Genomic DNA, 22,733 nt, shown 5'->3' on the forward strand with positions numbered 1-22,733 from the left:
TCAACACCCGATACCTGCCTGGCAATGCAATCCCCTTGTGGGAGCGAGCCTGCTCGCGAAGGCGTTGTGCCAGTCAGAACAAGTCGACTGGTCCGGCGCTTTCGCGAGCAGGCTCGCTCCCACAGGGCAAACCGCCAACCCTTACAACAACGAAATCGGATAGCTGATAAAGATCCGGTTCTCGTCAAATTCGTTGGTGCTGAAGTCCCGGCGAATGGTCGCGTTGCGCCATTTCACGTTGAGGTTCTTCAGCGGGCCGCTCTGCACGGTGTAGGCCAGCTCCGATTCGCGGCCCCACTCCTTGCCGTCATTGGTGGTGGCGGTTTGCACGTTATCGCCGCTGATGTAGCGGTTCATCAGGGTCAGACCAGGCACGCCCAGGGCAACGAAGTTGTAGTCGTGACGCACCTGCCAGGAGCGCTCTTTGGCGTTGTCATAACTGGCGTTGTAACTGTCGTTGGCCAGGGTGCCGCCGCTGGTGCCGTTGACGCGCATCCAGGCATCGTCGCCGGTGAGTTTCTGCAGGCCGACATAGAAGGTGTTGCCACCGTACTTGGCCGAGAGCAGGGCGAACGCGGTCTTGTTGTCGAGGTCGCCGGCCTGAGCGCTGCCGTCTTCCTTGCCGGTGAAGAAACCGAGATTGGCGCCCAGCGTCCAGTCGCCCATCGGCTGGCTGTGGCTGAGGTTGAAATACTGCTGCTGGTAGATGTCAGTGAGTTCGGCGTACCACACGCCGACCATGGTGCGTTTTTCGTTGAAGCTGTATTCACCGCCGCCGAAGTTGAAGCGATCGGAGGTGAATGCACCGCGGCCGTTCATCGACATGTCTTCCATGCTCGCGTCGTTGCGCGGGCTGTTGCCACGGAACTGGCCGCCGTAGACGGTCAGGCCGTTGATTTCGGTGGACGTAATCTGGCCACCGCGAAAGGTCTGCGGCAGGGAGCGGCCATCGTCGGAGCGCAGGATCGGCAGCACCGGCATCCATTCACCAACCTTCAATTCGGTCTTCGAGACTTTGGCTTTCAGCGCCACGCCGAGACGGCCGAAGTTATCGGCGGGGCGCCCGTCATCGTGGATCGGCAACAACTGCGTACCGCCAGTGCCTTTGCCGCCATCGAGCTTTTGCGAATACAGCCCGAGCACATCGAGGCCGAAGCCGACGGTGCCTTGGGTGAAGCCGGATTTGGCGTCGAGAATGAAGCTCTGTGTCCACTCTTCAGCCTTGCCCTGCGGATAGGCCGGGTTGACGAAGTTGCGGTTGAAGTAGGCGTTGCGCAGGTTCAGCGTGGCTTTGCTGTCGTCAAGAAAGCCTTCGGCATCGGCGCTCATCGGCAGGGCCAGAGCGAGGCTGCTGCAACCGATCAGGCTCAGGGTCGAACGCGGTTTGAAATGGGCAAAACGTGACGGGCGGACGGAATTGCGGGCGAGTGGGCTCACTGTGACGCTCCCTGGATCGTTTGTTGTTTTTATTATTTGTCATACGTCGTCGTACAACATCGATGCGGATATTTCCCAGATTTACGGGGATTGTCAACTGGAAGTTATACGATGACTGTCTATGCGACGCCGCACGCCTTGTAGGAGCTGCGGCACGCTGCGATCTTTTGATCTTGCTTTTGAAAAATCAAGAGATCGCAGCCTCGTTTCACTCGACAGCTCCTACAGGGGTTTTTGTTGTCCATGGGGTAGGAGCTGCGGCACGCTGCGATCTTTTGATCTTGCTTTTGAGAAATCAAGAGATCGCAGCCTCGTTTTACTCGACAGCTCCTACAGGGACTTGTGTTGTCCATGGAGTGTGTGTTGCCCGTCAAATTGCGGCAAACTTCCTTCACCCCCAGCACCAGGCCGATCCATGGATAAATACGCCCCGCGCAACTGGCAACCCCACGAAAAGCCCAGCCTGCCCGGTTCCCCTTCGACACCACTGCACTCCACGCCCAAGCGCCTGGCTTATGCGGCGGTTGGCGTGCTGGTGGCGGTGACTGGTGGGTTGGGCAACTCGCTGGTGGTTGCCAACCTGCCTTACCTGCAAGGCTCGCTCGGCGCGACCACGGCGGAGATGGCCTGGCTGCCGGCGGCCTATGTGATGACCAACGTGTCGATGAACCTGCTGTTGGTGAAGTTTCGCCAGCAGTTCGGATTGCGCGCGTTCACCGAAGTGTTCCTTGTGTTGTACGCGCTGGTGACCTTCGGCCATTTGTTCGTCAACGATCTCAACTCGGCAGTGGCGGTGCGAGCGGCGCACGGCATGGTCGGTGCGGCGCTGAGCTCGCTGGGCCTGTATTACATGGTCCAGGCGTTCCCGGCGAAATGGCGGCTCAAAGCGTTGGTACTCGGCCTCGGCACGTCGCAACTGGCGTTACCGCTGGCGCGGCTGTTTTCCGAAGACTTGCTGCAGATCGCCGAATGGCGCGGCTTGTACTTGTTCGAACTGGGCATGGCCCTGCTGTCACTCGGCTGCGTGTTGCTACTGAAGTTGCCGCCCGGTGACCGCTTCAAGACCTTTGAAAAACTCGATTTCCTCACCTTCGCGATCCTCGCTACCGGTGTGGCGTTATTGTGCGCGGTGCTGTCGCTCGGGCGGATCGACTGGTGGCTGGAGGCGGACTGGATCGGCGTGGCGCTGGCCTGTTCGATCGCGCTGATCATCATGGGCCTGGCCATCGAGCACAACCGCAGCAACCCGATGCTGATGACCCGCTGGCTAGGCAGCGGAACGATGATCCGCCTGGCGCTGGCGGTGACCCTGATTCGCATGGTCACCTCGGAGCAATCCACCGGCGCGGTGGGGTTCATGCAGAACCTCAACATGGGCTATGAGCAGTTGCACAGTCTGTACGTGGTGATGCTGATCGGCAGCGTCGCCGGGCTTGCCACCAGCGCGTTGACCATCGATCCCAAACACTTGCTGATGCCGTTGATCATTTCCTTGGCGCTGATGGCCACCGGTTCGGTGATGGACAGCTTCTCGAACAACCTGACCCGTCCCGCCAACATGTATTTCAGCCAGTTTCTGCTGGCGTTCGGCAGTACGTTTTTTCTCGGCCCGACCATGGTCTTCGGCACGCGCAACGTGCTGACCAATCCGCGCAACCTGGTGAGCTTTTCCGTGCTGTTCGGGATCTGCAACAACCTCGGCGGGCTGCTCGGCGCGGCGTTGCTCGGCACTTTTCAGATCGTGCGGGAGAAGTACCATTCCAGCCACATCGTCGATCATCTGGTGATGTCCGATCCGTTGGTGGCTGCGCGGGTGCAGAGCGGCGGTTCGGCCTACGGCGGTTTGCTCGCCGACCCGAGCCTGCGCAATCTGGCCGGCATGCGCAGCCTCGCCAATGCGGCGACACGCGAAGCGAACGTGCTGGCCTATAACGATGTCTTCATGCTGATCGCGGTCATTGCCGTCCTGACCATGATCTGGCTTTCGATTCGCGCGTTGTGGCTGATGAGCACCACCAAAGCCATTGAGCCGACACCTTCCGTATCACCCAGCGGTGCCACTTCTTCATGACCGAACCGACCACCACAACCACCAATGCCATCGCCGCCACGCCTGAAGGGGAAGCGCCGCCATCGTCGCCGAACACTGCGCCGCGTTCGCTGCGGGTGCGGATCATTTCTTCGCTGGGCTTTGCCGGGATCGCCATCGTCGGCGTACTGATCGTGTTGTATGCCTGGCAACTGCCACCGTTCAGCAGCGCCGTCGAAACTACCGAAAACGCCCTGATTCGCGGGCAGGTGACGATCATCGGCCCGCAGCTCAGCGGCTATGTGTTCGAGGTGCCGGTGCAGGACTTCCAGTACGTCAAGGCCGGGGACCTGCTGGTGCGTCTGGACGACCGCATCTATCAGCAACGTCTCGATCAGGCACTGGCGCAACTGGCGGTGCAGAAGGCCGGACTGGCCAACGTCGTGCAGCAGCGCAACAGCGCCGAAGCGACGATCAAATTGCGTCAGGCGGTGTTGGCCGACAGCCAGGCGCAGTTGCGCAAGAGCGAGGCCGATTTGCGCCGAAACCAGGAACTGGTGCGCGACGGCTCGGTGTCCAAGCGCGAATTCGACGTGACCCTCGCTGCCAACGCGCAAAGCACGGCTTCTGTGGCGCAGGCCAAGGCCAATCTGGAAATCGCCCGGCAGGATCTGCAAACGGTGATCGTCAATCGCGGCTCGCTGGAGGCCGCCGTGGCCAGTGCCGAAGCAGCGGTGCAACTGGCGCGGATCGATCTGTCGAACACGCGAATCGTCGCCCCGCGCGAAGGCCAGCTCGGGCAGATCGGCGTGCGCTTGGGGGCCTACGTCAACTCCGGCGCGCAGCTGATGGCGCTGGTCCCGGACCAGAAGTGGGTGATCGCCAACATGAAGGAAACCCAGATGGCCAACGTGCGGGTCGGGCAACCGGTACGCTTCACCGTCGACGCCTTGAACCACCGCAGATTCACCGGCCATGTGCAGCATATTTCGCCGGGCACCGGTTCGGAATTTGCCTTGCTCCAGGCCGACAACGCCACCGGCAACTTCGTCAAGATCGCCCAGCGGGTGCCGGTGCGCATCACCATCGATCCCGATCAGCAGGAAGAAGAACGCTTGCGGCCGGGGATGTCAGTGGTTGTCAGCATCGACACCGCCGCCGGCGACACCCAACCCCACTGATCAATGCCTAACCCTGTGGGAGCGAGCCTGCTCGCGAAAGCGTCGTATCAGTAACATTTCCTTATCTGGCACACCGCTTTCGCGAGCAGGCTCGCTCCCACAGGATTAGTGCTCACGGGCTCTATTCATTCGGGCGAGGGGGTGACCCGGCAACTTTTGCGGTTGCGAATCTGCTCGTCGCTGGGCCTCTCGCGGACGAATTCGAAGCGCGGTTCGCCTTCGCTGTAATGCACCAGCCAGCCCCATTCCAGTTCGCTTTCGTCCTGTCCGGGATGCGGTGGCCGGGCCCACCAGGGTTCTTTGCTGAGGATCTCGCGCATGGCAGCCTCCGGTTGATGGCAATCCTTGAACTATAGCTTCCTGTCGCGAGTCGTCAGAACAGGCTGTGTAGAATCGGCGCGTTCATGACGATATGGGGGGCAGGGCGATGATGGATGAAGTGCGCAGGGATGAACCGTCGAAACGGCTGTTTTTCGCTTTGGACTGCCCGCCGGCGCAGCGCAAGGCAATCGCCCAGTGGCGCGCGGAGCTGGGCCTGCGCAGCGGCAAACCGGTGTCGGCGGATAACTTTCATCTGACTCTGCTGTTTCTCGGTGCGGTGCCGCTGGCGCAGATTCACGGCGTCTGCGAAGCAGCGAGCAGTGTGCGTATTCCCGGCGAAACGTTACGCATTGCGCTGGATCGCTTGCAGGTCTGGCATCGCGCCGGTGTGTTGTCCCTTGCACCCGAGCAGGCGCCGCCGGCGTTGCTGCGCCTGGTCTACGCGCTGGAGCAGGCGATGCTGCCGTTCGGTTTTGACGAGCCCACCCACGAGTTCCGCCCGCACCTGACACTGGCGCGGGAGTACCGCGCGCCGGAGCCGGAAGCGCGCACGCCGCCGGAGTTCTTTCTGCGTGCAGAACGCTTCGCTTTGTTCGAATCGCACAAGGGTCGGTATCGAGTTGTGCAGGACTGGCCGCTGATCTGAACGGACAAAAAAAGGCGCCCGAAGGCGCCTGCAAATTCACCCGAGCCGAGGGAGCCGGGTGAGGCCGTTCAGAGCAGGGTGCAGCGGTGGTAAGGCGCTGCGTGAACGGAAAATTTTCAGCACTGCATTGCTTCATTGTGGGAGCGAGCCTGCTCGCGAAGGCGTCGGCACATCCAACATTTTCGTCGCCTGTCCTACCGCTTTCGCGAGCAGGCTCGCTCCCACACTTTTGATCATCGCTGTTTTTATTTCCCGAGCTTCACCCGCGTCCAGCCGCGCGTCATGATCCGCTGTGTGGCAATCGGCTGATCCGGCACTGCATACAAGGTCGCCATCACAGCTTGCGACGGATACGAGCCCGGTTCGTTGCGGATCGCTTCGTCCACCAGTGGCGTGGCCGCTGCGTTGGCGTTGCTGTAGCCGATGCTGTTGGTGACTTCGGCGATGATGTCCGGGCGCATCAGGAAGTCCATGAACAGGTAGGCGTTGTCGACGTTCGCCGCATCACGGGGAATGGCGACCATGTCGTAGAAACTGCCGGCGCCTTCCTTGGGAATGCTGTAGTCGATCACCACGTTGTTGCCCGACTCCACTGCGCGGGCCTTGGCCTGCAGGACATCGCCGGAGTAACCGACCGCCACGCAGATGTTGCCGTTGGCCAGATCGGAGATGTATTTCGAGGAATGGAAATACGCCACGTACGGGCGGATTTTCATGAACAGCGCTTCGGCTTCGGCGATGTGCGCCTTGTCCTTGTCGTTCACCGCATAGCCCAGATAGTGCAGGGCGGCCGGGAGCATTTCGGTCGGCGAATCGAGGAAACTGATGCCGCAGGCTTTGAGTTTTTCCGCGTTCTCCGGTTTGAACAGCAAGTCCCAGGAGTTGGTCGGAGCGTTGGCGCCGAGTACTTCCTTGACCTTCGCCGGATTGAAACCGATGCCGATCGAGCCCCACATGTACGGGAACGCGTGCGCGTTGTCCGGATCACTGGCGGCGGCGTTTTTCAGCAGCACCGGGTTGAGATTCTTCCAGTTCGGCAGCTTCGATTTGTCCAGCGGCTGGTAGACGCCGGCCTTGATCTGCTTGGCCAGAAAACTGTTCGACGGCACCACGATGTCGTAGCCGGATTTGCCCGCGAGCAGGCGCGCTTCCAGGGTTTCGTTGCTGTCGAAGACGTCGTAGGTCACGCGAATGCCGGTCTCGTCTTCGAACTTTTTCACGGTGTCCGGCGCGATGTAATCGGACCAGTTGTAAACACGCAGCACCTTGTCGTTGGCCTGGGCGCCCATGACCATTGCGCCCATTAAGGACAGTGTCAGCAGAGTCCTGCCAAACATTTTCATCGGTACAACTCCCTTCTTCTTATTCAACAAAACAAAAGCTCGGTGCACTTGAACCTTGTGGCGAGGGGATTTATCCCCGCTCGGCTGCGAAGCAGTCGCAAAACCTGAATACGGAGTCTTCAGGTAGAACTGCAGGGGCCGCTTCGCAGCCCAACGGGGATAAATCCCCTCGCCACAGTTGTTCATCGGTGTTGCTCAGGCAGTCGCCGCTGCCGGCTGTTGCCACGACTCATTCGCGGTCTGATCCATCGCTTCCTGGATCGCTTTTTTGCGGTTGGCCTCTGCCTTGCGGCCGAAGTACCAGACCAGGAAAGTCACCAGCGACACCGCCAGCAGAATCAGGCTGGCCACGGCGTTGATCTCAGGTTTCACGCCCAGACGCACCGCCGAGAACACTTCCATCGGCAGCGTCGTCGAGCCCGGCCCGGAGACGAAACTAGCCAGCACCAGATCGTCCAGCGACAAGGCGAACGACATCATCCCGCCGGCGGCCAGCGACGGCGCGATCATGGGAATGGTGATGAGGAAAAACACTTTGAATGGTTTGGCGCCGAGGTCCATCGCCGCTTCTTCGATCGACAGATCCAGTTCCCGCAGGCGCGCGGAGACTACCACCGCCACATAAGCGGCACAAAAGGTGGTGTGGGCGATCCAGATGGTGACGATGCCGCGCTCCTGCGGCCAGCCGATCAGTTGCGCCATCGCCACGAACAGCAGCAACAGCGACAGACCGGTGATCACTTCCGGCATCACCAACGGCGCGGTCACCAGACCCCCGAACAGCGTGCGGCCCTTGAAGCGCGTCACCCGCGTCAGCACGAAAGCGGCGAGGGTGCCCAGCGCCACCGCAGCGATCGCGGTGTAGCAGGCGATCTCCAGCGAGCGCAGCACCGAGCCCATCAGTTGCGAGTTGTCGAGCAGGCCGACGTACCACTTGATCGACCAGCCGCCCCACACCGTCACCAGTTTCGAGGCGTTGAACGAGTAGATCACCAGGATCAGCATCGGCAGATAAATGAACATCAAGCCGAAGATCAGCATGAATTTGGAAAAGTTGAAGCGTTTCATCCCCGTGCCTCCATCTCTTTGGCCTGGCTGCGGTTGAACAGCAGAATCGGCACAATCAGGATCAACAGCATTACCACCGCCAGCGCAGAAGCCACCGGCCAGTCGCGGTTATTGAAGAACTCCTGCCACAGCACGCGACCGATCATCAGCGTCTCCGGGCCACCCAGCAGTTCCGGGATCACGAACTCGCCGACCACCGGAATGAACACCAGCATGCAACCGGCAACGATGCCGTTCTTGGCCAGCGGCACGGTGATCTTCCAGAAGTTGTTGAAGTTGCTCGAACCCAGATCCTGCGCGGCTTCCAGCAGACTGTTGTCGTGCTTGACCAGGTTGGCGTAGAGCGGCAGCACCATGAACGGCAGATACGCGTAAACCACGCCGATGTACACCGCAGTGTTGGTGTTGAGGATCTCGATCGGGTGATCGGTGAGCCCGGTCCACATCAGGAACCCGTTGAGCAGACCGTTGTTGCTGAGGATGCCCATCCACGCATACACGCGGATCAGGATCGCCGTCCAGGTCGGCATCATGATCAACAGCAGCAGCACATTTTGCGTTTCCTTGCCGGTTTTGGTGATCGCGTAGGCCATCGGGAAACCGATCACCAGGCACATCAGCGTGCTCAGTGCCGCGACCTTCAGCGAGCCGAGATACGCCGACAGGTACAGCTCGTCTTCGCCGAGCAGGGAGTAGTTGCCGATGTTCAGCAGCAGCTGGAATTTCTGTTCGGCGAAGGTGTAGATCTCCGAGTACGGCGGGATCGACAGCGCGGCTTCCGAGAAGCTGATCTTCATCACCAGAAAGAACGGCAGCATGAAGAACAGGAACAGCCAGATGAACGGAATACCGATCACCAGTTTTCGTCCGCTGGGCACCAGGCGCAAGAATTGCTGATTGAAAGTTCTCATGAGCGCAGCACCACGCCGCTGTCGTCTTCCCACCAGACGTAGACCTTGTCGTCCCAGGTCGGCCGCGCGCCACGGCGTTCGGCGTTGGCCATGAACGACTGGACGATCTTGCCGCCGGGCAGCTCGACGTAGAACACCGAGTGGCCGCCAAGGTAGGCAATGTCGTGGACCTTGCCTTCTGACCAGTTGTAGCGGAACTCCGGTTGGGTGGTGCTGACGAGCATTTTTTCCGGGCGGATGGCGTAGGTGATCGACTTGTCCTGCACCGACGTGCTGACGCCGTGACCGACATAGATCTTCTGCTGCAAGTCCGGGCTGTGAATGATCGCGTGGCCTTCCAGATCTTCCACCACAGTGCCGTCGAAGGCGTTCACGTTGCCGATGAATTCGCAGACCATGCGGCTGACCGGCGCTTCATAAATGTCGACCGGGCTGCCGATCTGCGCGATCCAGCCCAGGTGCATGATCGCGATGCGCTGGGCCATGGTCATGGCTTCTTCCTGGTCGTGGGTGACCATGACGCAGGTCACGCCGACGCGCTCGATGATTTCCACCAGCTCAAGCTGCATCTGCGAACGCAGCTTTTTATCCAGCGCACCCATTGGCTCGTCGAGCAGCAACAGTTTCGGCCGCTTGGCCAGTGAGCGGGCGAGGGCGACGCGCTGCCGCTGGCCGCCGGACAGCTGGTGCGGGCGGCGCTTGGCGTATTGGGTCATGTGCACCAGACGCAGCATTTCTTCGACGCGGGCATCGATTTCGCTGGCCGGCAAACGGTCCTGTTTGAGGCCGAAGGCGATGTTCTGTGCCACGGTCATGTGCGGGAACAGCGCGTAGGACTGGAACATCATGTTGATCGGCCGCTCGTACGGCGGCATGTCGGTGATGTCCACGCCATCGAGCAGAATCCGCCCCTCGGTCGGCCGCTCGAAACCGGCGAGCATGCGCAGCAGAGTCGATTTGCCCGAACCGGAACCGCCCAGCAGCGCGAAGATTTCGCCCTGATGGATCTCCAGGGACACATCGTCCACGGCCACGGTTTCGTCGAACTTCTTGGTGACACGATCGACTTTCACCAGCACCTTTTTCGGTTGCTGATGACCCTCGAGTGCCTTGCGGTAAGTGCTGGAGGCGTTTGCCATGTGAAACTCCCAACAGGTGTCGTGTGCCTGGCCAATGTGGCCGGGCTTAAGTGGATTGCGGAGCGGTCCGGAATGCCTGTCAGCTGGCGCAGAACCTGTGGGAGCGAGCCTGCTCGCGAATACGGAGTGTCAGTCGACATCATCGTTTGCTGATACACCGCTTTCGCGAGCAGGCTCGCTCCCACAGGGGATATGCGTTGACCTGAGTGGCCTTTGTCCGTACCGATCCGGCTTGTTCGGCGCCGCCGTCCTGGCTGCCTGGGTCGTACTTGTTGTTATCACGGGTGTTGCAGTTCACGACGGGCGGATGTGCAAACGCACACCCGCCAGCCGTGGGGGCAGTAAATCGCTATCGAATCTTTGGTTACGTCAGCGCTGACTGCGCTTCGCCGCCCGTTGCCTGCATGCCGCGCCGAACGCCTGGAAAATCCTCAGGTAGTTCGGGTTGTCCAGCACTTGCCATTCCGGGTGCCATTGCACGCCGAGGGCGAAGGTCGGGCTGTGTTCGACCGAGATCGCCTCGATCAAACCGTCCGGTGCCACAGCTTCGGCGCGCAGGCCGGGAGCGAGGCGGTCGATGCCCTGACTGTGAATCGAATTGACCTGGAATTCGTCGGGCAGCTCCAGCGCTTCGAACACACCGCCAGCGAGCACGCTGACCGCATGGGCCGGGGCGTATTGCACCGCCACGTCCGGGCTGTCGGCTTCACGGTGATCGAGCATGCCGGGCAGCTCGTGCACCTTCTGATGCAGGCTGCCGCCGAACGCCACGTTCATTTCCTGGAAACCACGGCAGATGCCGAGCACCGGAACGCCCGCCGCGATGGCTGCACGCAATAAAGGAAGGGTGGTGGCGTCACGGGCCGGATCGTGATCCGTGCCGGGGGCGCTGGCCGGGCCTTGATAGTGGAAGGGCTCCACGTTCGAAGGTGAGCCGGTGAGCAACAGACCGTCGAGCTGACCGAGCAGGTCATCGATTTCAGTCAGGTTGCCGAGGGAAGGAATGACCACTGGCAACCCTTGGGCGCCAACGCTGACAGCACGTACGTACTTGTCGCCGCTGATGTGATAGGGGTGCAGGCCAATCTGTTTGACGCACGCAGTAACGCCGATCAATGGCTTGAATGCCATTTTTATTCACCTCGAAGTCTGTCACTTGAACGAGCTTTTCCGGAGCTTAGCTTCGTTGATTTTAATTAACAACTGTCATGTAAAAAATTCTCAACGCCGTTCATCAAATTGCTCACGTTTATAGGGGCTCGGCAGCAGATACGGCGCGAGAGTGTTAATAAAAGCCCGAAAAATAAAGGCTGAAGGGCTAGCTGTTCGCTATTGACTTCACTTTGCCGTTCGGGTTGACTGGCTCGGCGAAACAGCAGTGAACATAATAATTAACAGCTAAATAGGTGCATCATGTCGGTCCCTCTGCGTACCGTTCAACTCAACGAAGCCAACGCATTCCTTAAGAAATATCCTGAGGTTTTGTACGTCGACCTTCTGATTGCGGATATGAACGGTGTGGTGCGCGGCAAGCGCATCGAACGCACCAGTCTTCATAAGGTGTACGAAAAAGGCATCAACCTGCCGGCGTCGCTGTTCGCGCTGGACATCAACGGCTCAACGGTGGAAAGCACCGGCCTGGGCCTGGATATTGGCGATGCCGATCGCATCTGCTACCCGATCCCCGGCACCCTGAGCATCGAGCCGTGGCAAAAACGCCCGACCGCTCAACTGCTGATGACCATGCACGAGATCGAAGGCCAGCCGTTCTTCGCTGATCCGCGTGAAGTACTGGCTAACGTGGTGCGCAAATTCGACGACCTCGGTCTGACCATCTGCGCGGCGTTCGAACTCGAGTTCTACCTGATCGACCAGGACAACGTGAATGGCCGTCCGCAGTCGCCTCGCTCGCCGGTGTCCGGCAAGCGTCCGGTGTCGACTCAGGTGTACCTGATCGACGACCTCGATGAATACGTCGATTGCCTGCAAGACATCCTCGAAGGCGCGAAAGAGCAGGGCATCCCGGCTGACGCCATCGTCAAGGAAAGCGCCCCGGCGCAGTTCGAAGTCAACCTGCATCACGTTTCCGACCCGATCAAGGCCTGTGATTACGCGGTGCTGCTCAAGCGTCTGGTGAAAAACATCGCCTACGACCACGAGATGGACACGACTTTCATGGCCAAGCCGTATCCGGGCCAGGCCGGCAACGGTCTGCACGTGCACATTTCGATTCTGGACAAAGAAGGCAACAACATCTTCGCCAGCGAGGATCCCGAGCAGAACGCCGCACTGCGTCACGCGATCGGCGGTGTGCTCGAGACCCTGCCGGCGCAAATGGCGTTCCTCTGCCCGAACGTCAACTCGTATCGCCGTTTCGGCGCGCAGTTCTACGTACCGAACTCGCCGAGCTGGGGCATCGACAACCGCACTGTGGCCGTACGTGTACCGACCGGTTCAGCGGATGCCGTGCGCATCGAACACCGTGTCGCCGGTGCCGATGCCAACCCGTACCTGCTGATGGCTTCGGTGCTGGCCGGCATTCACCACGGCCTGACCAACCAGATCGAGCCCGGCGCGCCGGTCGAAGGCAACAGCTACGAGCAGAACGAGCAGAGCCTGCCGAACAACCTGCGCGACGCCCTGCGCGAGCTCGACGACAGCGAAGTCATGGCGCGCTACATCGACCCGATGTACATCGACGTGTTCGTCGCGTGCAAGGAAAGCGAGCTGGCCGAGTTCGAGAACTCGATTTCTGACCTTGAGTACAACTGGTATCTGCATACGGTCTGAAGATCAAAAGCCCCTCACCCTAACCCTCTCCCGGAGGGAGAGGGGACTGACCGCGTCGTCTGGAGATATCCGGCGACCTGAACGATCCAGTCGATGATGGATTCGGCAAAGATTTTTCAGGTCGGCGCAGTTACCAGGCATCCCCCGATCGGTCCCCTCTCCCTCTGGGAGAGGGCTAGGGTGAGGGCAGCGATTCCCGGCCAGACAAAGCAACCAGACCAACCCCCAAATTCCCCCTTGTCGAGCTCAAAACAATGACCACAACCCGCAACGACTGGGAACAACGCTTCCAGTCCCTGTCCATCGAATCCCGCGCCTTCATCAACGGTGAATACCGCCCGGCGATCAGCGGCGACACCTTCGAATGCCTGAGCCCGGTCGATGGCCGCTTTCTTGCCGCCGTCGCCAGCACCGATGAAGCCGACGCCAACCTGGCCGTCGAAGCCGCGCGCCAGTCCTTCAACTCTGGCATCTGGGCGAAAAAAGCCCCGGCCGAGCGCAAGCGCGTGCTGATCCGCTTCGCCGATCTGATCCTGCAACACCAGGAAGAACTGGCGCTGCTGGAAACCCTTGATATGGGCAAACCAATCAGCGATTCGATGAACATCGACATCCCGGCGACCGCCAACGCGATCCGCTGGAGCGCCGAGGCCATCGACAAGATCTACGACGAAGTCGCCGCCACCCCGCACGATCAGCTCGGCCTCGTCACCCGCGAGCCCTCCGGTGTGGTTGCGGCGATCGTGCCTTGGAATTTCCCGCTGATCATGGCCAGCTGGAAGTTCGCTCCGGCGCTGGCGGCGGGTAATTCGTTCATCCTCAAGCCTTCGGAAAAATCCCCGCTGACCGCCATCCGCATCGCGCAACTGGCGCTGGAGGCGGGTATTCCGAAGGGCGTGTTCAACGTGCTGCCGGGCTACGGTCACACCGTCGGCAAGGCGCTGGCGTTGCACATGGACGTCGACGTGCTGGCCTTCACCGGCTCCACGGCGATCGCCAAGCAACTAATGATTTACGCCGGCCAAAGCAACATGAAACGCGTCTGGCTCGAGGCCGGCGGCAAGAGCCCGAACGTGGTATTTGCCGACGCACCGGACCTGCGCGCGGCAGCCCAGGCAGCAGCCGGTGCAATCGCCTTCAATCAGGGCGAAGTCTGCACGGCCGGCTCGCGTCTGCTGGTCGAGCGCTCGATCCGCGAGCAGTTCATCCCGCTGCTGGTGGAAGCGCTGCAAGCGTGGAAACCGGGGCATGCACTGGATCCGGCGACCACCGTCGGCGCCGTGGTCGACCAGCGTCAACTCGATAACGTGCTGCGCTACATCAGCATCGGTCGCGAGCAGGGCGCCGAACTGATCGCCGGCGGCCAGCGCACCCTCGAAGAAACCGGCGGCCTCTACGTGCAGCCAGCGATTTTCGACGGCGTGACCAATGCGATGACCATCGCTAGGGAAGAAATCTTCGGCCCGGTGCTTTCGCTGATCACCTTCGACACTGCCGAAGAAGCCCTGCAAATCGCCAACGACAGCATCTTCGGCCTCGCCGCCGGGGTGTGGACCAGCAACCTGAGCAAGGCGCACACCTTCGCCCGCGGCCTGCGCGCCGGCAGTGTCTGGGTCAACCAGTACGACGGCGGCGACATGACTGCGCCATTCGGTGGCTTCAAACAATCGGGCAACGGTCGCGACAAATCGCTGCATGCGTTCGATAAGTACACCGAACTGAAAGCGACCTGGATCAAGCTCTGATTCTTTTACAGCGGCGGCCGCCCCTGGTTGGCGGCCCTCGGAGAAACCTATGAAACAGCAACACGTAAACAGCTACTACGCCGCGACCCGCAACGAAGTCATCGACTTCCCGGTTCTCGAAGAGGCAGTGGACTGCGATGTCTGCATCATCGGCGCCGGCTACACCGGTCTGTCCTCGGCACTGTTCCTCAGCGAAGCCGGCTACAAAGTCACCGTGCTGGAAGCGGCGAAAGTCGGCTACGGCGCCAGCGGTCGCAATGGCGGTCAACTGGTCAATTCTTATAGCCGCGACGTTGATGTCATCGAAGAGCGCTACGGCGACAAGACTGCAGAAATCCTCGGCAGCATGATCTTCGAAGGCGCCGACATCATTCGTTCGCGCATCAAGGATTACGACATCAAGTGCGACTACCGCCCGGGCGGTATTTTCGCGGCGATGAACAAGAAACAGCTCAACGGCCTGGCCGAGCAGAAGCGCAACTGGGAACGCTACGGCAACCGCAATCTGAAGATGCTCGATGCCGCGGACATTCGTCGCGAAGTGGGTTCCGACGCCTATGTTGGCGGCTTGCTGGACATGCAGGGCGGCCACGTTCATCCATTGAACTTGGCCCTCGGCGAAGCCGCCGCCATCGTGCGTTTGGGCGGCAAGATCTACGAGCAATCGGCGGCGGTGGAAATCACCTACGGCGAGCCGATCACCGTGCGCACCGCCAAAGGTCTGGTCCGTGCAAAATACCTGCTGATCGCCGGCAACGCTTATCTGCCACAAGGCCTAGACAATCGTGTTACCGCGAAAAGCATGCCGTGCGGCTCGCAGATCGTCGTCACCGAACCGTTGACCGAGCAGCAGGCGCGCAGCCTGATCACCAACAACTATTGCGTGGAAGATTGCAACTATCTGCTGGATTACTACCGCCTCACTGCCGACAACCGGCTGCTTTACGGCGGCGGTGTGGTCTACGGCGCGCGGGAGCCGGACGATATCGAGCAACTGATTCGGCCGAAGATCCTCAAGACCTTTCCGCAGCTCAAGGACGTGAAGATCGACTACCGCTGGACCGGTAACTTCCTGCTGACCATGTCGCGCATGCCGCAGTTCGGCCGCATCGAAAAGAACGCCTACTACATGCAGGGCTACAGCGGCCACGGCGTCACCTGCTCGCACCTGGCCGGCAAACTGATCTCGGAAATGATCCGCGGCGACGCCGAACGCTTCAACGCCTTCGCCGCGCTGCCGCACATGCCAATGCTCGGCGGCCGCACCTTCTCCGCACCGCTTACCGCCCTCGGTGCCGTCTACTACTCCCTGCGCGACCGCTTCGGCGTTTGATTGACCTCACCGGCGACGGTCCGAAAGACCCCGCCGGTTTTTCCCTGTGGGAGCGAGCCTGCTCGCGAAGAGGCCAGCCCAGCCACACTCGCTTTTGCTGACCTGCTCAAAACCAAATGTGGGAGCGAGCTTGCTCGCGAATGGGCCATGTCAGCCAAGATCTTCGTTGTCTGACACACTGCTTTCGCGAGCAGGCTCGCTCCCACAGTGACTGTATTGCCAAGGCCAACAGGACTTTTGCCGCACCATCCATCGAACCTGCTGAGCAACACCGGCAAACGTGATTTAATAGCCGCCTTTCACGGTTCCGGGACACGGGAGCAACGTGATCCGCGCCACCTGCGCGGCACCCGCCACCCACCCCCATCGCCCTTAAGTCGCTCTCACATAAGGCTGTCATGGATACGGGTTCTCGACTCAAACTAGTACGCGAAAGCTACAAACTCTCCCAGCGCGAGCTCGCCCGGCGTAGCGGCGTGACCAACGCGACCATCTCGCTGATCGAACAGAACCGCGTCAGCCCCTCCGTCAGCTCGCTGAAAAAGCTGCTCGAAGGCATACCGATGTCCCTGGCCGATTTCTTCACCTTCGACCAGCCCCCGCGCGAACACCAATACGTGTTCCGCGCCAACGAACAACCCGATCTCGGCCGCCACGGCCTGCGCCTGCTGCTCATCGGCGCCTCCGTCCCCAGCCGCCAGATGCGCCTGCTCCGCGAACAATACGCCCCCGGCGCCAGCTCCGGCGAAGAGCCGATCGTGCATGCCGAAGGTGAAGAGTGCGGGCTGGTCACGCGTGGCACGGTGGAACTGACCGTGGACGGGCAGGTGAGTGTGCTGAGTGCGGGGGATGGTTATTACTTTCCGACGACGCTGCCGCATAAGTTTCGCAATATCGGCGCAGATGAGGCTGAGATTATCAGTGCGAATACGCCGGCGAATTTTTGAGGAGCATGCGTTTCGCATAGCTTCATCGAGGTTGATTCAGGAAACCGTGGGCCGTTTGGGTGTTTTCCTGCGAAGTATTCAGATGTCGACAATTCGCGGGGTCTTCGGCTGATAACCACTCGTCCGACGCATCGCACGTTCGCCGCACAGCTTCTTCCAATGCTGTAACTCACCACGCAAAGGAAGAGCCACCATGCTGAACCATAAAATCGCGGTGTTAACCGTCGCGGCGCTGCTCTTCGGCAGTGCGCCGTATGTGCTCGCGGCAGGCGAAACGTCGACCCCGAAGGCGAGCGACGGCACCAGCCAGACTCGTGAACCGGCGTCGCCAGCCACCAATGCCGACCCGGATGCCGATTCGCTGCCCCCGGGTGGTGATGGTGGCAAGACCGACAATGGACCGGTGCCTTCCGCCTCCAAACCCAGCCCTGCGGGTCAACCATCCGGGAGCAGCAGTGGGGGTAGCGGTGGTGGTTGATGGCTACGTCGTACTGGAAAGCCCGGTCTTTCGAGCCGGGCTTTTCTCTGCCTGCCAGAAATTTTTTTGTCGATGACCCGATGTCTCTTCCGAGGCGTCGGGTTTGTTTATTTTTGCCATTCGTCAGCCCCTCTGCATTTTCGCCGCGCGCCTGATTCCAATGCATACCTTACCCCCGCAAAGGAACCGCCAAAATGCGCCCAGTCAAGCTCGCAGCACTGTCCCTGGCCACCCTGTTATCCGCCACCGCGCTCTACGCGACAGCCGCCAGCGACACCCCGGCACCCACCGCCAACGACGGCAATAGCCAAACCAACCCAAGTGCGCCGGAAGATATTCATTCCAACGGTGCCACCGTGCCCAAAGGCACTCAGGGCAACACCACCAACAATGACGGCTCGACACCTGCGGGTTCCAAGCCCAGCGGTTCGAAGCAGTCGAACGACAGCGGCACCAGCAGCGGTGCTGGTGAAGGTTGAGGCTGTTTGCAGATGCAGCAAGCCCGGCGTCAAGCCGGGCTTTCTATCAGGCAATCCCTGGTGACCGAAGCTATTTAGCCTTCCAGTTCCCGCCGCTGTTTTCACAATCAATCTTCGCCTGAGCCAGATGCTCACCGTCGTAGTAATACGTGGTGACTTTGGCGTTGTCGGGCATGTTCAGCGGTTTGGCGCTTTTGTCTTTGCTGGTCGAGTGGGGGTTGGCCAGGGATTCCTGAGTCAGACGGGCGGTGCAGGTGGCCTGGTAATGGTCGTCGCAGCGATCGACTTTTTTCTTGGTGGCGTTGAGGGTGTCCTTGGTTTCGTTGCTGCATGACCAGTTGATGGAGTCAACGGGCATGCCTTCGTATTCGTAGCAACTATGGGTTTCCACGGCAGGCACTGCGGCGCTGGAGGAGCGGGTCTGCACGTCGCAGCCTTCGGCCATGACGCAGGTGGGGATAATGGCGAACGTGGCGATCAGGAGCAGCAATCGGGTTTTCATCGGCAATTCCTCTCCAATGGCGCCGCGTCTGATCGGTGATTTGGCGCTTGTCTGGTTTCGAGGCGGCGAGGTCGGGCAAGGTTCAATCGGTTTGCGCTGAGCGATCTTCGCGTACACTGCGCAACAATCAGAAACATACAGCGCAGGATTCGATTCCCATGGCCCAGACCCTCGAACGCGCCATCGCCATTGCCGCCACCGCCCACAGTGGGCAAGTGGACAAGGGCGGGGCGCCGTACATTTTGCATCCGCTGAAAGTCATGTTGCGCATGCATACGCTGGAGGAGCGCATCGTCGCTGTGCTGCACGATGTAGTCGAGGATTGTGGAGTGAGCCTGGATGATTTGCGCGGGGAAGGTTTCAGCGAAGAGGTGCTGGCGGCGATTGCAGCGGTGACCAAAGTGCCGGGTGAGGCCTACGAAGACTTTGTTGATCGTGCCGCGCAAAACCCGATCGGGCGGCTGGTGAAACTGGCGGATCTGGAAGAGAACAGCGATATCTCGCGGATTGCCTCGCCGAGTTGGGAGGATCTGGAGCGGATCGAGAAATATCGGCGGGCGATTGCACGCTTGCGTATGTAAGACGTATTGGCTTCTTGTGGGAGCGAGCCTGCTCGCGAAGGCGATAGATCAGTTATTCATCTGTGACTGGCAGGACGCTTTCGCGAGCAGGCTCGCTCCCACAGGGGAATGGTGGTGTCTCACAAAATAGCCAGGAAGGCGAACTATGAAATCCATTGTGTGCTTGTTGATTGCGGCCGGTTTCGGCGCGTTATTGCAGTTTGAAGGCGTACCCCACGGCTTGCTGCTGGGCTCGATTGTCGTTACCGCGTTGATTGCCAGCAAAACCGGCATCGCCCCGGCAACTCCTTATGGCTTGGGCTACATCCAGGTCACGCTGGGCATTGCCACTGGGCTGATGTTCGAAGCGTGGGACAGCGAAACGGCCACTACGATGTTGCCCAGCCTTGGCGTGTTGCTGATCTGCCTGACCGTACAAATCGCACTCGCCGGATGGTGGCTGACACGCGGTGCCGGCTGGAACCGCACCGACGCATTGTTGGCGGTGTATCCCGGCGCATTGGCCGCAGTGTTCGATTTGCTTGAGTCGGAAAAGGCTTCGAGCAAAGTCATCATCGTGCATCTGATGCGGCTGCTGTTGATCACCGTGCTGGTGAGTTTGCTCATTCCCGGGCAAGCGGCGGTGGCTGAAGTCGCCAGCGATCCGTTGACCACAGGCATGGCGCTGACCGCGTTCTCTGTCATCGCGCTGAGCGTATTGCTCGGCCGCTTGCTGTTGCTGGTCGGCGTCCCGGCGCCATTCATGCTTACCGCGATTCTCATAACCGCTGTATTTGTGAAGTCGGGATGGCTGCACGGCTTTCACATGCCGGAGTGGAGTTTGAACCTGGCCGCACTCATTCTTGGCGTGCGCATCGGCTCACGGTTTCAGGGGCTGGGTATCGCAGAGCTGGCGCGACATGGGCGTACCGCTTTGGTCTCGGTGGGTTTGATGATCGTCGTTGCAGCGGCGTTTGCCGAGGTGGCTGCGCGCTGGCTGGGCAGTGATCCGCTGTCGTTGTGGCTGGCGTATATGCCGGGCGCGATCGAGACGATTGCAATTGTCGCGTTTGGCGGCGGGCTCAATGTGGTGTTTATCCTGACGCATCACCTGAGCCGGATGGTGCTGCTGCATTTTGCCCCGGCGTTGTTGGTGCAGGTCAGGCGGGTGCGCCAGGAAACCTGAAGCAAGCCAGTGCTGCCTGGCGATTGCGGCGTGTCATTCAGATCCATCCCCCTCACCCCAGCCTTTTCCCCCAGGGCGGCTGCGGCGCATAAACGGCTTCGTGAGCAAGTGCTGGGCTCGGTTTGACGCGCTGTCAGGCGTGGCCCAAGGCAATCGCGAACGACACGACAATCATGCAGGCGAAGGCGAAGTTTAGATTCATGGGCTGTTCATCCTGAGCTTTTGAGAGTGGGGCCATTGTGAACAGGCGCAGCGCAAAGAAAAAATTCGCCGTGTTGATTCCAATGATCGAAAGCATTGATAGCCGCTGCGTTTGTATTTGCCCGAGACTTTCGCTAGTGTCGCTGAAACCTGCAACTACAAGCACAAACAGGCATAACCATGCACGACCACTCCATCGCCGAATTGCCGTCCCTGCGCCGGCAGAAAATCCTTTTGCTTCTCGAGCGTGACGGCAAGGTCATGGCCTCCGAGCTTAGCCAGCATTTCGCAGTGTCCGAAGACACCATCCGCCGCGACCTCGCCGAGCTGGACAGCGCCGGGCTGGTGCAGCGCGTGCATGGCGGGGCGCTGCCGCGACCGAAGGATTCGGGCAAAGATTACTTCACCCGCCTGGATGAGACCGACGAGGTCAAGGTGCGTCTGGCGCAATTGGCGGCGCAGCACATCGAGGACGGGCAGATTGTGCTGTTCGATTCCGGCTCGACCACGTTGCAGGTGGCGCGCGCATTACCCGCCGATATCCGCATCACTGCGGTGACCGCATCACCGCTGACGGCGATTGCCTTGTCCGAATACAAAGGCGTGAAAGTGATTCTGGCGGGTGGTGAATTGAATCCGCATTCGATGTCGGCCAGTGGTCAGGAAGCGCTGCGACTGCTGGCCGGAATCAAGGCTGATCTGGCAATTACCGGGGTGTGTGCGATTCATCCAGAGGTGGGGATCACCTCACTGCATTTCGATGAGGTGCCGATCAAACAGGCGATGCTCGACAGTGCAACGCGGGTGATTGCGGTGACCACGGCGGACAAGTTGGGCGCGGTGGAGCCGTTTGTGGTGGCGCCGTGTACGCGCCTGCATACGTTGATTACCGAGCGGCATCCGGGGTCGGGGAATGTCGAGGATTATCGGCGGCTGGGGATTGTGGTGGAGCAGTTGCCGGATTGAATTTTGTGTTGGGTTTGAGGGCCTCTTCGCGAGCAGGCTCGCTCCCACAGGGTGTTGTGTCGTTCACAAATCCAATGTGGGAGCGAGCCTGCTCGCGAAAGGGCCGGTCCAGTCAGCGCAACCGCTCGAGCATCTGGTAATACCACATCCCCGCCGCCAGCAACGGGTTGCCCAGCAGGTCGCCCATTGGCACGCGGATGTGCTGGCACGCGGCGAAGGTATCGAATTGCTCCATTTGCCCGGTGATCGCGCGGCTCATGATCTCGCCCATGATGTGCGTGGTGGCGATGCCATGTCCTGAGTAGCCCTGGCAATACCAGACGTTGTCCGAGAGCTTGCCCAGTTGCGGGATGCGGTTGATGACGATGCCCATCGCGCAGCTCCACTGGTAATCGATCGCCACACCTTTTAGCGCCGGGAAGGTGCGCTCGATACACGGGCGCAGTTCCGCAGCGATGTCGCGCGAATCCTTGCCGCAGTAGTTGGCACCGCCGCCGAACAGCAAACGGCCATCGGCGGTGAGCCGGTAGTAATCGAGGACGAAGCGGCAGTCGTACACGGCGAGGTCTTCGGGGTTGATCTGTTGCGCCAGAACACCCAGCGGCGCGGTGGTGACGATGCCGCCGATGGCCGGGAAAATCTTGCCCTTGAGCTGACCCGGTTCGAGCTTGTGATAAACGTCGCCGGCGAGCATCACCTGACTGGCGTCGATCTGGCCTTGGGCGGTGCGCACGCCGGGGTTGTCGCCGTGAATGATCTCCAGCACTTCGCTGTTCTCGAAGATCAGCGCGCCCAGGCTTTCGGCTGCGCGTGCTTCGCCAATGCACAGGTTGAGCGGGTGCAGATGCATGTTGCGCGTGTTCTTGATTGCGCCGTGGTAGAGCTCGCTTTGCAGCAGGTCGCGAACCTGGCTGCGGTCGAGCAGGCTCACTTCATCGCCTAATCCGCGACACATGGCTTCGTCGTAGTCCTTGCGCAGATCGACCATGTGGCTCGGCTTGTACGCCGCGTGCAAGTGGCCGTGTTTGAGGTCGCACTGGATCGCATATTTCTCGACGCGCTGGCGGATGATTTCATGCCCGCGCCAGCGCAGATGCCAGATGAAATCGTCCACGTCATCGCCCAGTTTCGCGCGCATCTGCTTGCGCATCGCGCCGTCGCCGGAGAGGCTGCCGGTGACTTGCCCGCCATTGCGCCCGGTGGCGCCCCAGCCGATCTTGTGGCTTTCGACGATGGCGACTTTCAGGCCTTTTTCCGCCAGTTCGACGGCAGTGGCGACGCCAGTGAAACCGCCGCCGATGATCACCACATCGACCTTGTGCCGGCCTTGCAGGGTCGGGTAGTCGGTGTCCTGGTTGAGGGTGGCGGTGTAGTAGGAATTGCAGCGAATGGTCATGTCGGGGTCCACAAAAATTCTAGTTCGAAGTGCATTCCCTGTGGGAGCGAGCCTGCTCGCGAAAGCGGTATGTCA

At 60.4% G+C, this 22,733-nt stretch carries 22 protein-coding genes; 12 read left to right on the forward strand and 10 right to left on the reverse strand.

Going from position 1 to position 22,733, the window contains the following annotated elements:
- Positions 1-141: 141 nt before the first annotated feature.
- Positions 142-1,437, reverse strand: coding sequence for an OprD family porin (locus tag PspCFBP13508_RS14050; protein ID WP_137214853.1), 1,296 nt, complete (start codon positions 1,435-1,437; stop codon positions 142-144).
- A gap of 415 nt (positions 1,438-1,852) precedes the next feature.
- Here PspCFBP13508_RS14050 and PspCFBP13508_RS14055 point away from each other — a divergent pair, with 415 nt between their 5' ends.
- Entirely contained in the window at positions 1,853-3,508 is a 1,656-nt protein-coding gene (locus PspCFBP13508_RS14055; protein ID WP_137214854.1) for an MFS transporter, read from the forward strand.
- Positions 3,505-4,647, forward strand: coding sequence for an HlyD family secretion protein (locus PspCFBP13508_RS14060; protein WP_137214855.1), 1,143 nt, complete (start codon positions 3,505-3,507; stop codon positions 4,645-4,647). Before PspCFBP13508_RS14055 ends, PspCFBP13508_RS14060 begins: the two co-directional genes overlap by 4 nt.
- A gap of 125 nt (positions 4,648-4,772) precedes the next feature.
- Here the strand turns inward: PspCFBP13508_RS14060 and PspCFBP13508_RS14065 are convergent, their stop codons facing one another.
- On the reverse strand, positions 4,773-4,967 hold the full coding sequence (locus tag PspCFBP13508_RS14065; RefSeq protein WP_024013337.1) for a hypothetical protein: 195 nt from the start codon (positions 4,965-4,967) through the stop codon (positions 4,773-4,775).
- 107 nt (positions 4,968-5,074) lie between these two features.
- Between PspCFBP13508_RS14065 and thpR the strand changes: the two genes are divergently transcribed.
- Positions 5,075-5,614: an RNA 2',3'-cyclic phosphodiesterase gene (thpR, locus tag PspCFBP13508_RS14070; protein ID WP_137214856.1), complete on the forward strand. Its 540-nt coding sequence runs from the start codon at positions 5,075-5,077 to the stop codon at positions 5,612-5,614.
- 245 nt (positions 5,615-5,859) lie between these two features.
- Here the strand turns inward: thpR and PspCFBP13508_RS14075 are convergent, their stop codons facing one another.
- From PspCFBP13508_RS14075 to PspCFBP13508_RS14095, 5 genes are all read right to left on the reverse strand, one after another.
- Positions 5,860-6,957 carry a polyamine ABC transporter substrate-binding protein gene (locus PspCFBP13508_RS14075; RefSeq protein WP_130911366.1) on the reverse strand — a complete coding sequence of 366 codons (1,098 nt, stop codon included), beginning with the start codon at positions 6,955-6,957 and terminating at the stop codon, positions 5,860-5,862.
- Positions 6,958-7,152: 195 nt separating this feature from the next.
- On the reverse strand, positions 7,153-8,025 hold the full coding sequence (locus PspCFBP13508_RS14080; protein WP_137214857.1) for an ABC transporter permease subunit: 873 nt from the start codon (positions 8,023-8,025) through the stop codon (positions 7,153-7,155).
- Complete coding sequence (locus PspCFBP13508_RS14085; RefSeq protein WP_137214858.1) at positions 8,022-8,936, reverse strand: ABC transporter permease subunit; 915 nt, start codon at positions 8,934-8,936, stop codon at positions 8,022-8,024. Before PspCFBP13508_RS14085 ends, PspCFBP13508_RS14080 begins: the two co-directional genes overlap by 4 nt.
- Entirely contained in the window at positions 8,933-10,075 is a 1,143-nt protein-coding gene (potA, locus tag PspCFBP13508_RS14090) for a polyamine ABC transporter ATP-binding protein (RefSeq protein ID WP_039763289.1), read from the reverse strand. The genes PspCFBP13508_RS14085 and potA overlap by 4 nt, the downstream gene beginning before the upstream one ends.
- A 369-nt stretch (positions 10,076-10,444) precedes the next feature.
- Complete coding sequence (locus PspCFBP13508_RS14095; RefSeq protein WP_137214859.1) at positions 10,445-11,206, reverse strand: gamma-glutamyl-gamma-aminobutyrate hydrolase family protein; 762 nt, start codon at positions 11,204-11,206, stop codon at positions 10,445-10,447.
- Between the two features lie 282 nt (positions 11,207-11,488).
- Here PspCFBP13508_RS14095 and PspCFBP13508_RS14100 point away from each other — a divergent pair, with 282 nt between their 5' ends.
- The 6 genes from PspCFBP13508_RS14100 (at position 11,489) to PspCFBP13508_RS14125 (ending at position 17,847) form a co-directional block, all read left to right on the forward strand.
- Entirely contained in the window at positions 11,489-12,865 is a 1,377-nt protein-coding gene (locus tag PspCFBP13508_RS14100) for a glutamine synthetase family protein (protein WP_007918694.1), read from the forward strand.
- 254 nt (positions 12,866-13,119) lie between these two features.
- Entirely contained in the window at positions 13,120-14,610 is a 1,491-nt protein-coding gene (locus PspCFBP13508_RS14105; RefSeq protein WP_137214860.1) for an aldehyde dehydrogenase, read from the forward strand.
- Between the two features lie 49 nt (positions 14,611-14,659).
- Positions 14,660-15,943: an FAD-binding oxidoreductase gene (locus PspCFBP13508_RS14110; protein ID WP_130910983.1), complete on the forward strand. Its 1,284-nt coding sequence runs from the start codon at positions 14,660-14,662 to the stop codon at positions 15,941-15,943.
- 398 nt (positions 15,944-16,341) lie between these two features.
- Positions 16,342-16,890 (forward strand): cupin domain-containing protein, encoded by a 549-nt coding sequence (locus PspCFBP13508_RS14115; RefSeq protein ID WP_011333561.1) that lies wholly within the window; start codon positions 16,342-16,344, stop codon positions 16,888-16,890.
- A gap of 193 nt (positions 16,891-17,083) precedes the next feature.
- The gene (locus PspCFBP13508_RS14120) at positions 17,084-17,368 is read left to right on the forward strand and encodes a hypothetical protein (RefSeq protein ID WP_130910982.1); all 285 of its coding nucleotides are present in this window, start codon (positions 17,084-17,086) and stop codon (positions 17,366-17,368) included.
- A gap of 194 nt (positions 17,369-17,562) precedes the next feature.
- The gene (locus PspCFBP13508_RS14125; RefSeq protein ID WP_137214861.1) at positions 17,563-17,847 is read left to right on the forward strand and encodes a hypothetical protein; all 285 of its coding nucleotides are present in this window, start codon (positions 17,563-17,565) and stop codon (positions 17,845-17,847) included.
- A gap of 70 nt (positions 17,848-17,917) precedes the next feature.
- Here the strand turns inward: PspCFBP13508_RS14125 and PspCFBP13508_RS14130 are convergent, their stop codons facing one another.
- Positions 17,918-18,349, reverse strand: a complete 432-nt coding sequence (locus PspCFBP13508_RS14130; RefSeq protein ID WP_130910980.1) for a hypothetical protein — start codon at positions 18,347-18,349, stop codon at positions 17,918-17,920.
- Positions 18,350-18,507: 158 nt separating this feature from the next.
- Here PspCFBP13508_RS14130 and PspCFBP13508_RS14135 point away from each other — a divergent pair, with 158 nt between their 5' ends.
- Both PspCFBP13508_RS14135 and PspCFBP13508_RS14140 read left to right on the forward strand, forming a co-directional pair.
- Entirely contained in the window at positions 18,508-18,930 is a 423-nt protein-coding gene (locus PspCFBP13508_RS14135; RefSeq protein ID WP_137214862.1) for an HD domain-containing protein, read from the forward strand.
- Between the two features lie 145 nt (positions 18,931-19,075).
- Positions 19,076-20,095, forward strand: a complete 1,020-nt coding sequence (locus PspCFBP13508_RS14140; protein ID WP_137214863.1) for an AbrB family transcriptional regulator — start codon at positions 19,076-19,078, stop codon at positions 20,093-20,095.
- 133 nt (positions 20,096-20,228) lie between these two features.
- Here PspCFBP13508_RS14140 and PspCFBP13508_RS27430 read toward each other — a convergent pair whose 3' ends face one another.
- Positions 20,229-20,393, reverse strand: coding sequence for a hypothetical protein (locus tag PspCFBP13508_RS27430; RefSeq protein ID WP_163012744.1), 165 nt, complete (start codon positions 20,391-20,393; stop codon positions 20,229-20,231).
- 83 nt (positions 20,394-20,476) lie between these two features.
- On the opposite strand from PspCFBP13508_RS27430, the gene PspCFBP13508_RS14145 reads away from it, so the two are divergent.
- Positions 20,477-21,262 (forward strand): DeoR/GlpR family DNA-binding transcription regulator, encoded by a 786-nt coding sequence (locus PspCFBP13508_RS14145; protein ID WP_130910977.1) that lies wholly within the window; start codon positions 20,477-20,479, stop codon positions 21,260-21,262.
- 112 nt (positions 21,263-21,374) lie between these two features.
- Here the strand turns inward: PspCFBP13508_RS14145 and PspCFBP13508_RS14150 are convergent, their stop codons facing one another.
- Positions 21,375-22,658, reverse strand: coding sequence for an FAD-binding oxidoreductase (locus PspCFBP13508_RS14150; protein WP_137214864.1), 1,284 nt, complete (start codon positions 22,656-22,658; stop codon positions 21,375-21,377).
- Between the last annotated feature and the right edge of the window lie 75 nt (positions 22,659-22,733).

The organism is Pseudomonas sp. CFBP13508 (genome assembly GCF_005233515.1).
In the GTDB taxonomy this organism is placed as follows: domain Bacteria; phylum Pseudomonadota; class Gammaproteobacteria; order Pseudomonadales; family Pseudomonadaceae; genus Aquipseudomonas; species Aquipseudomonas mercuritolerans.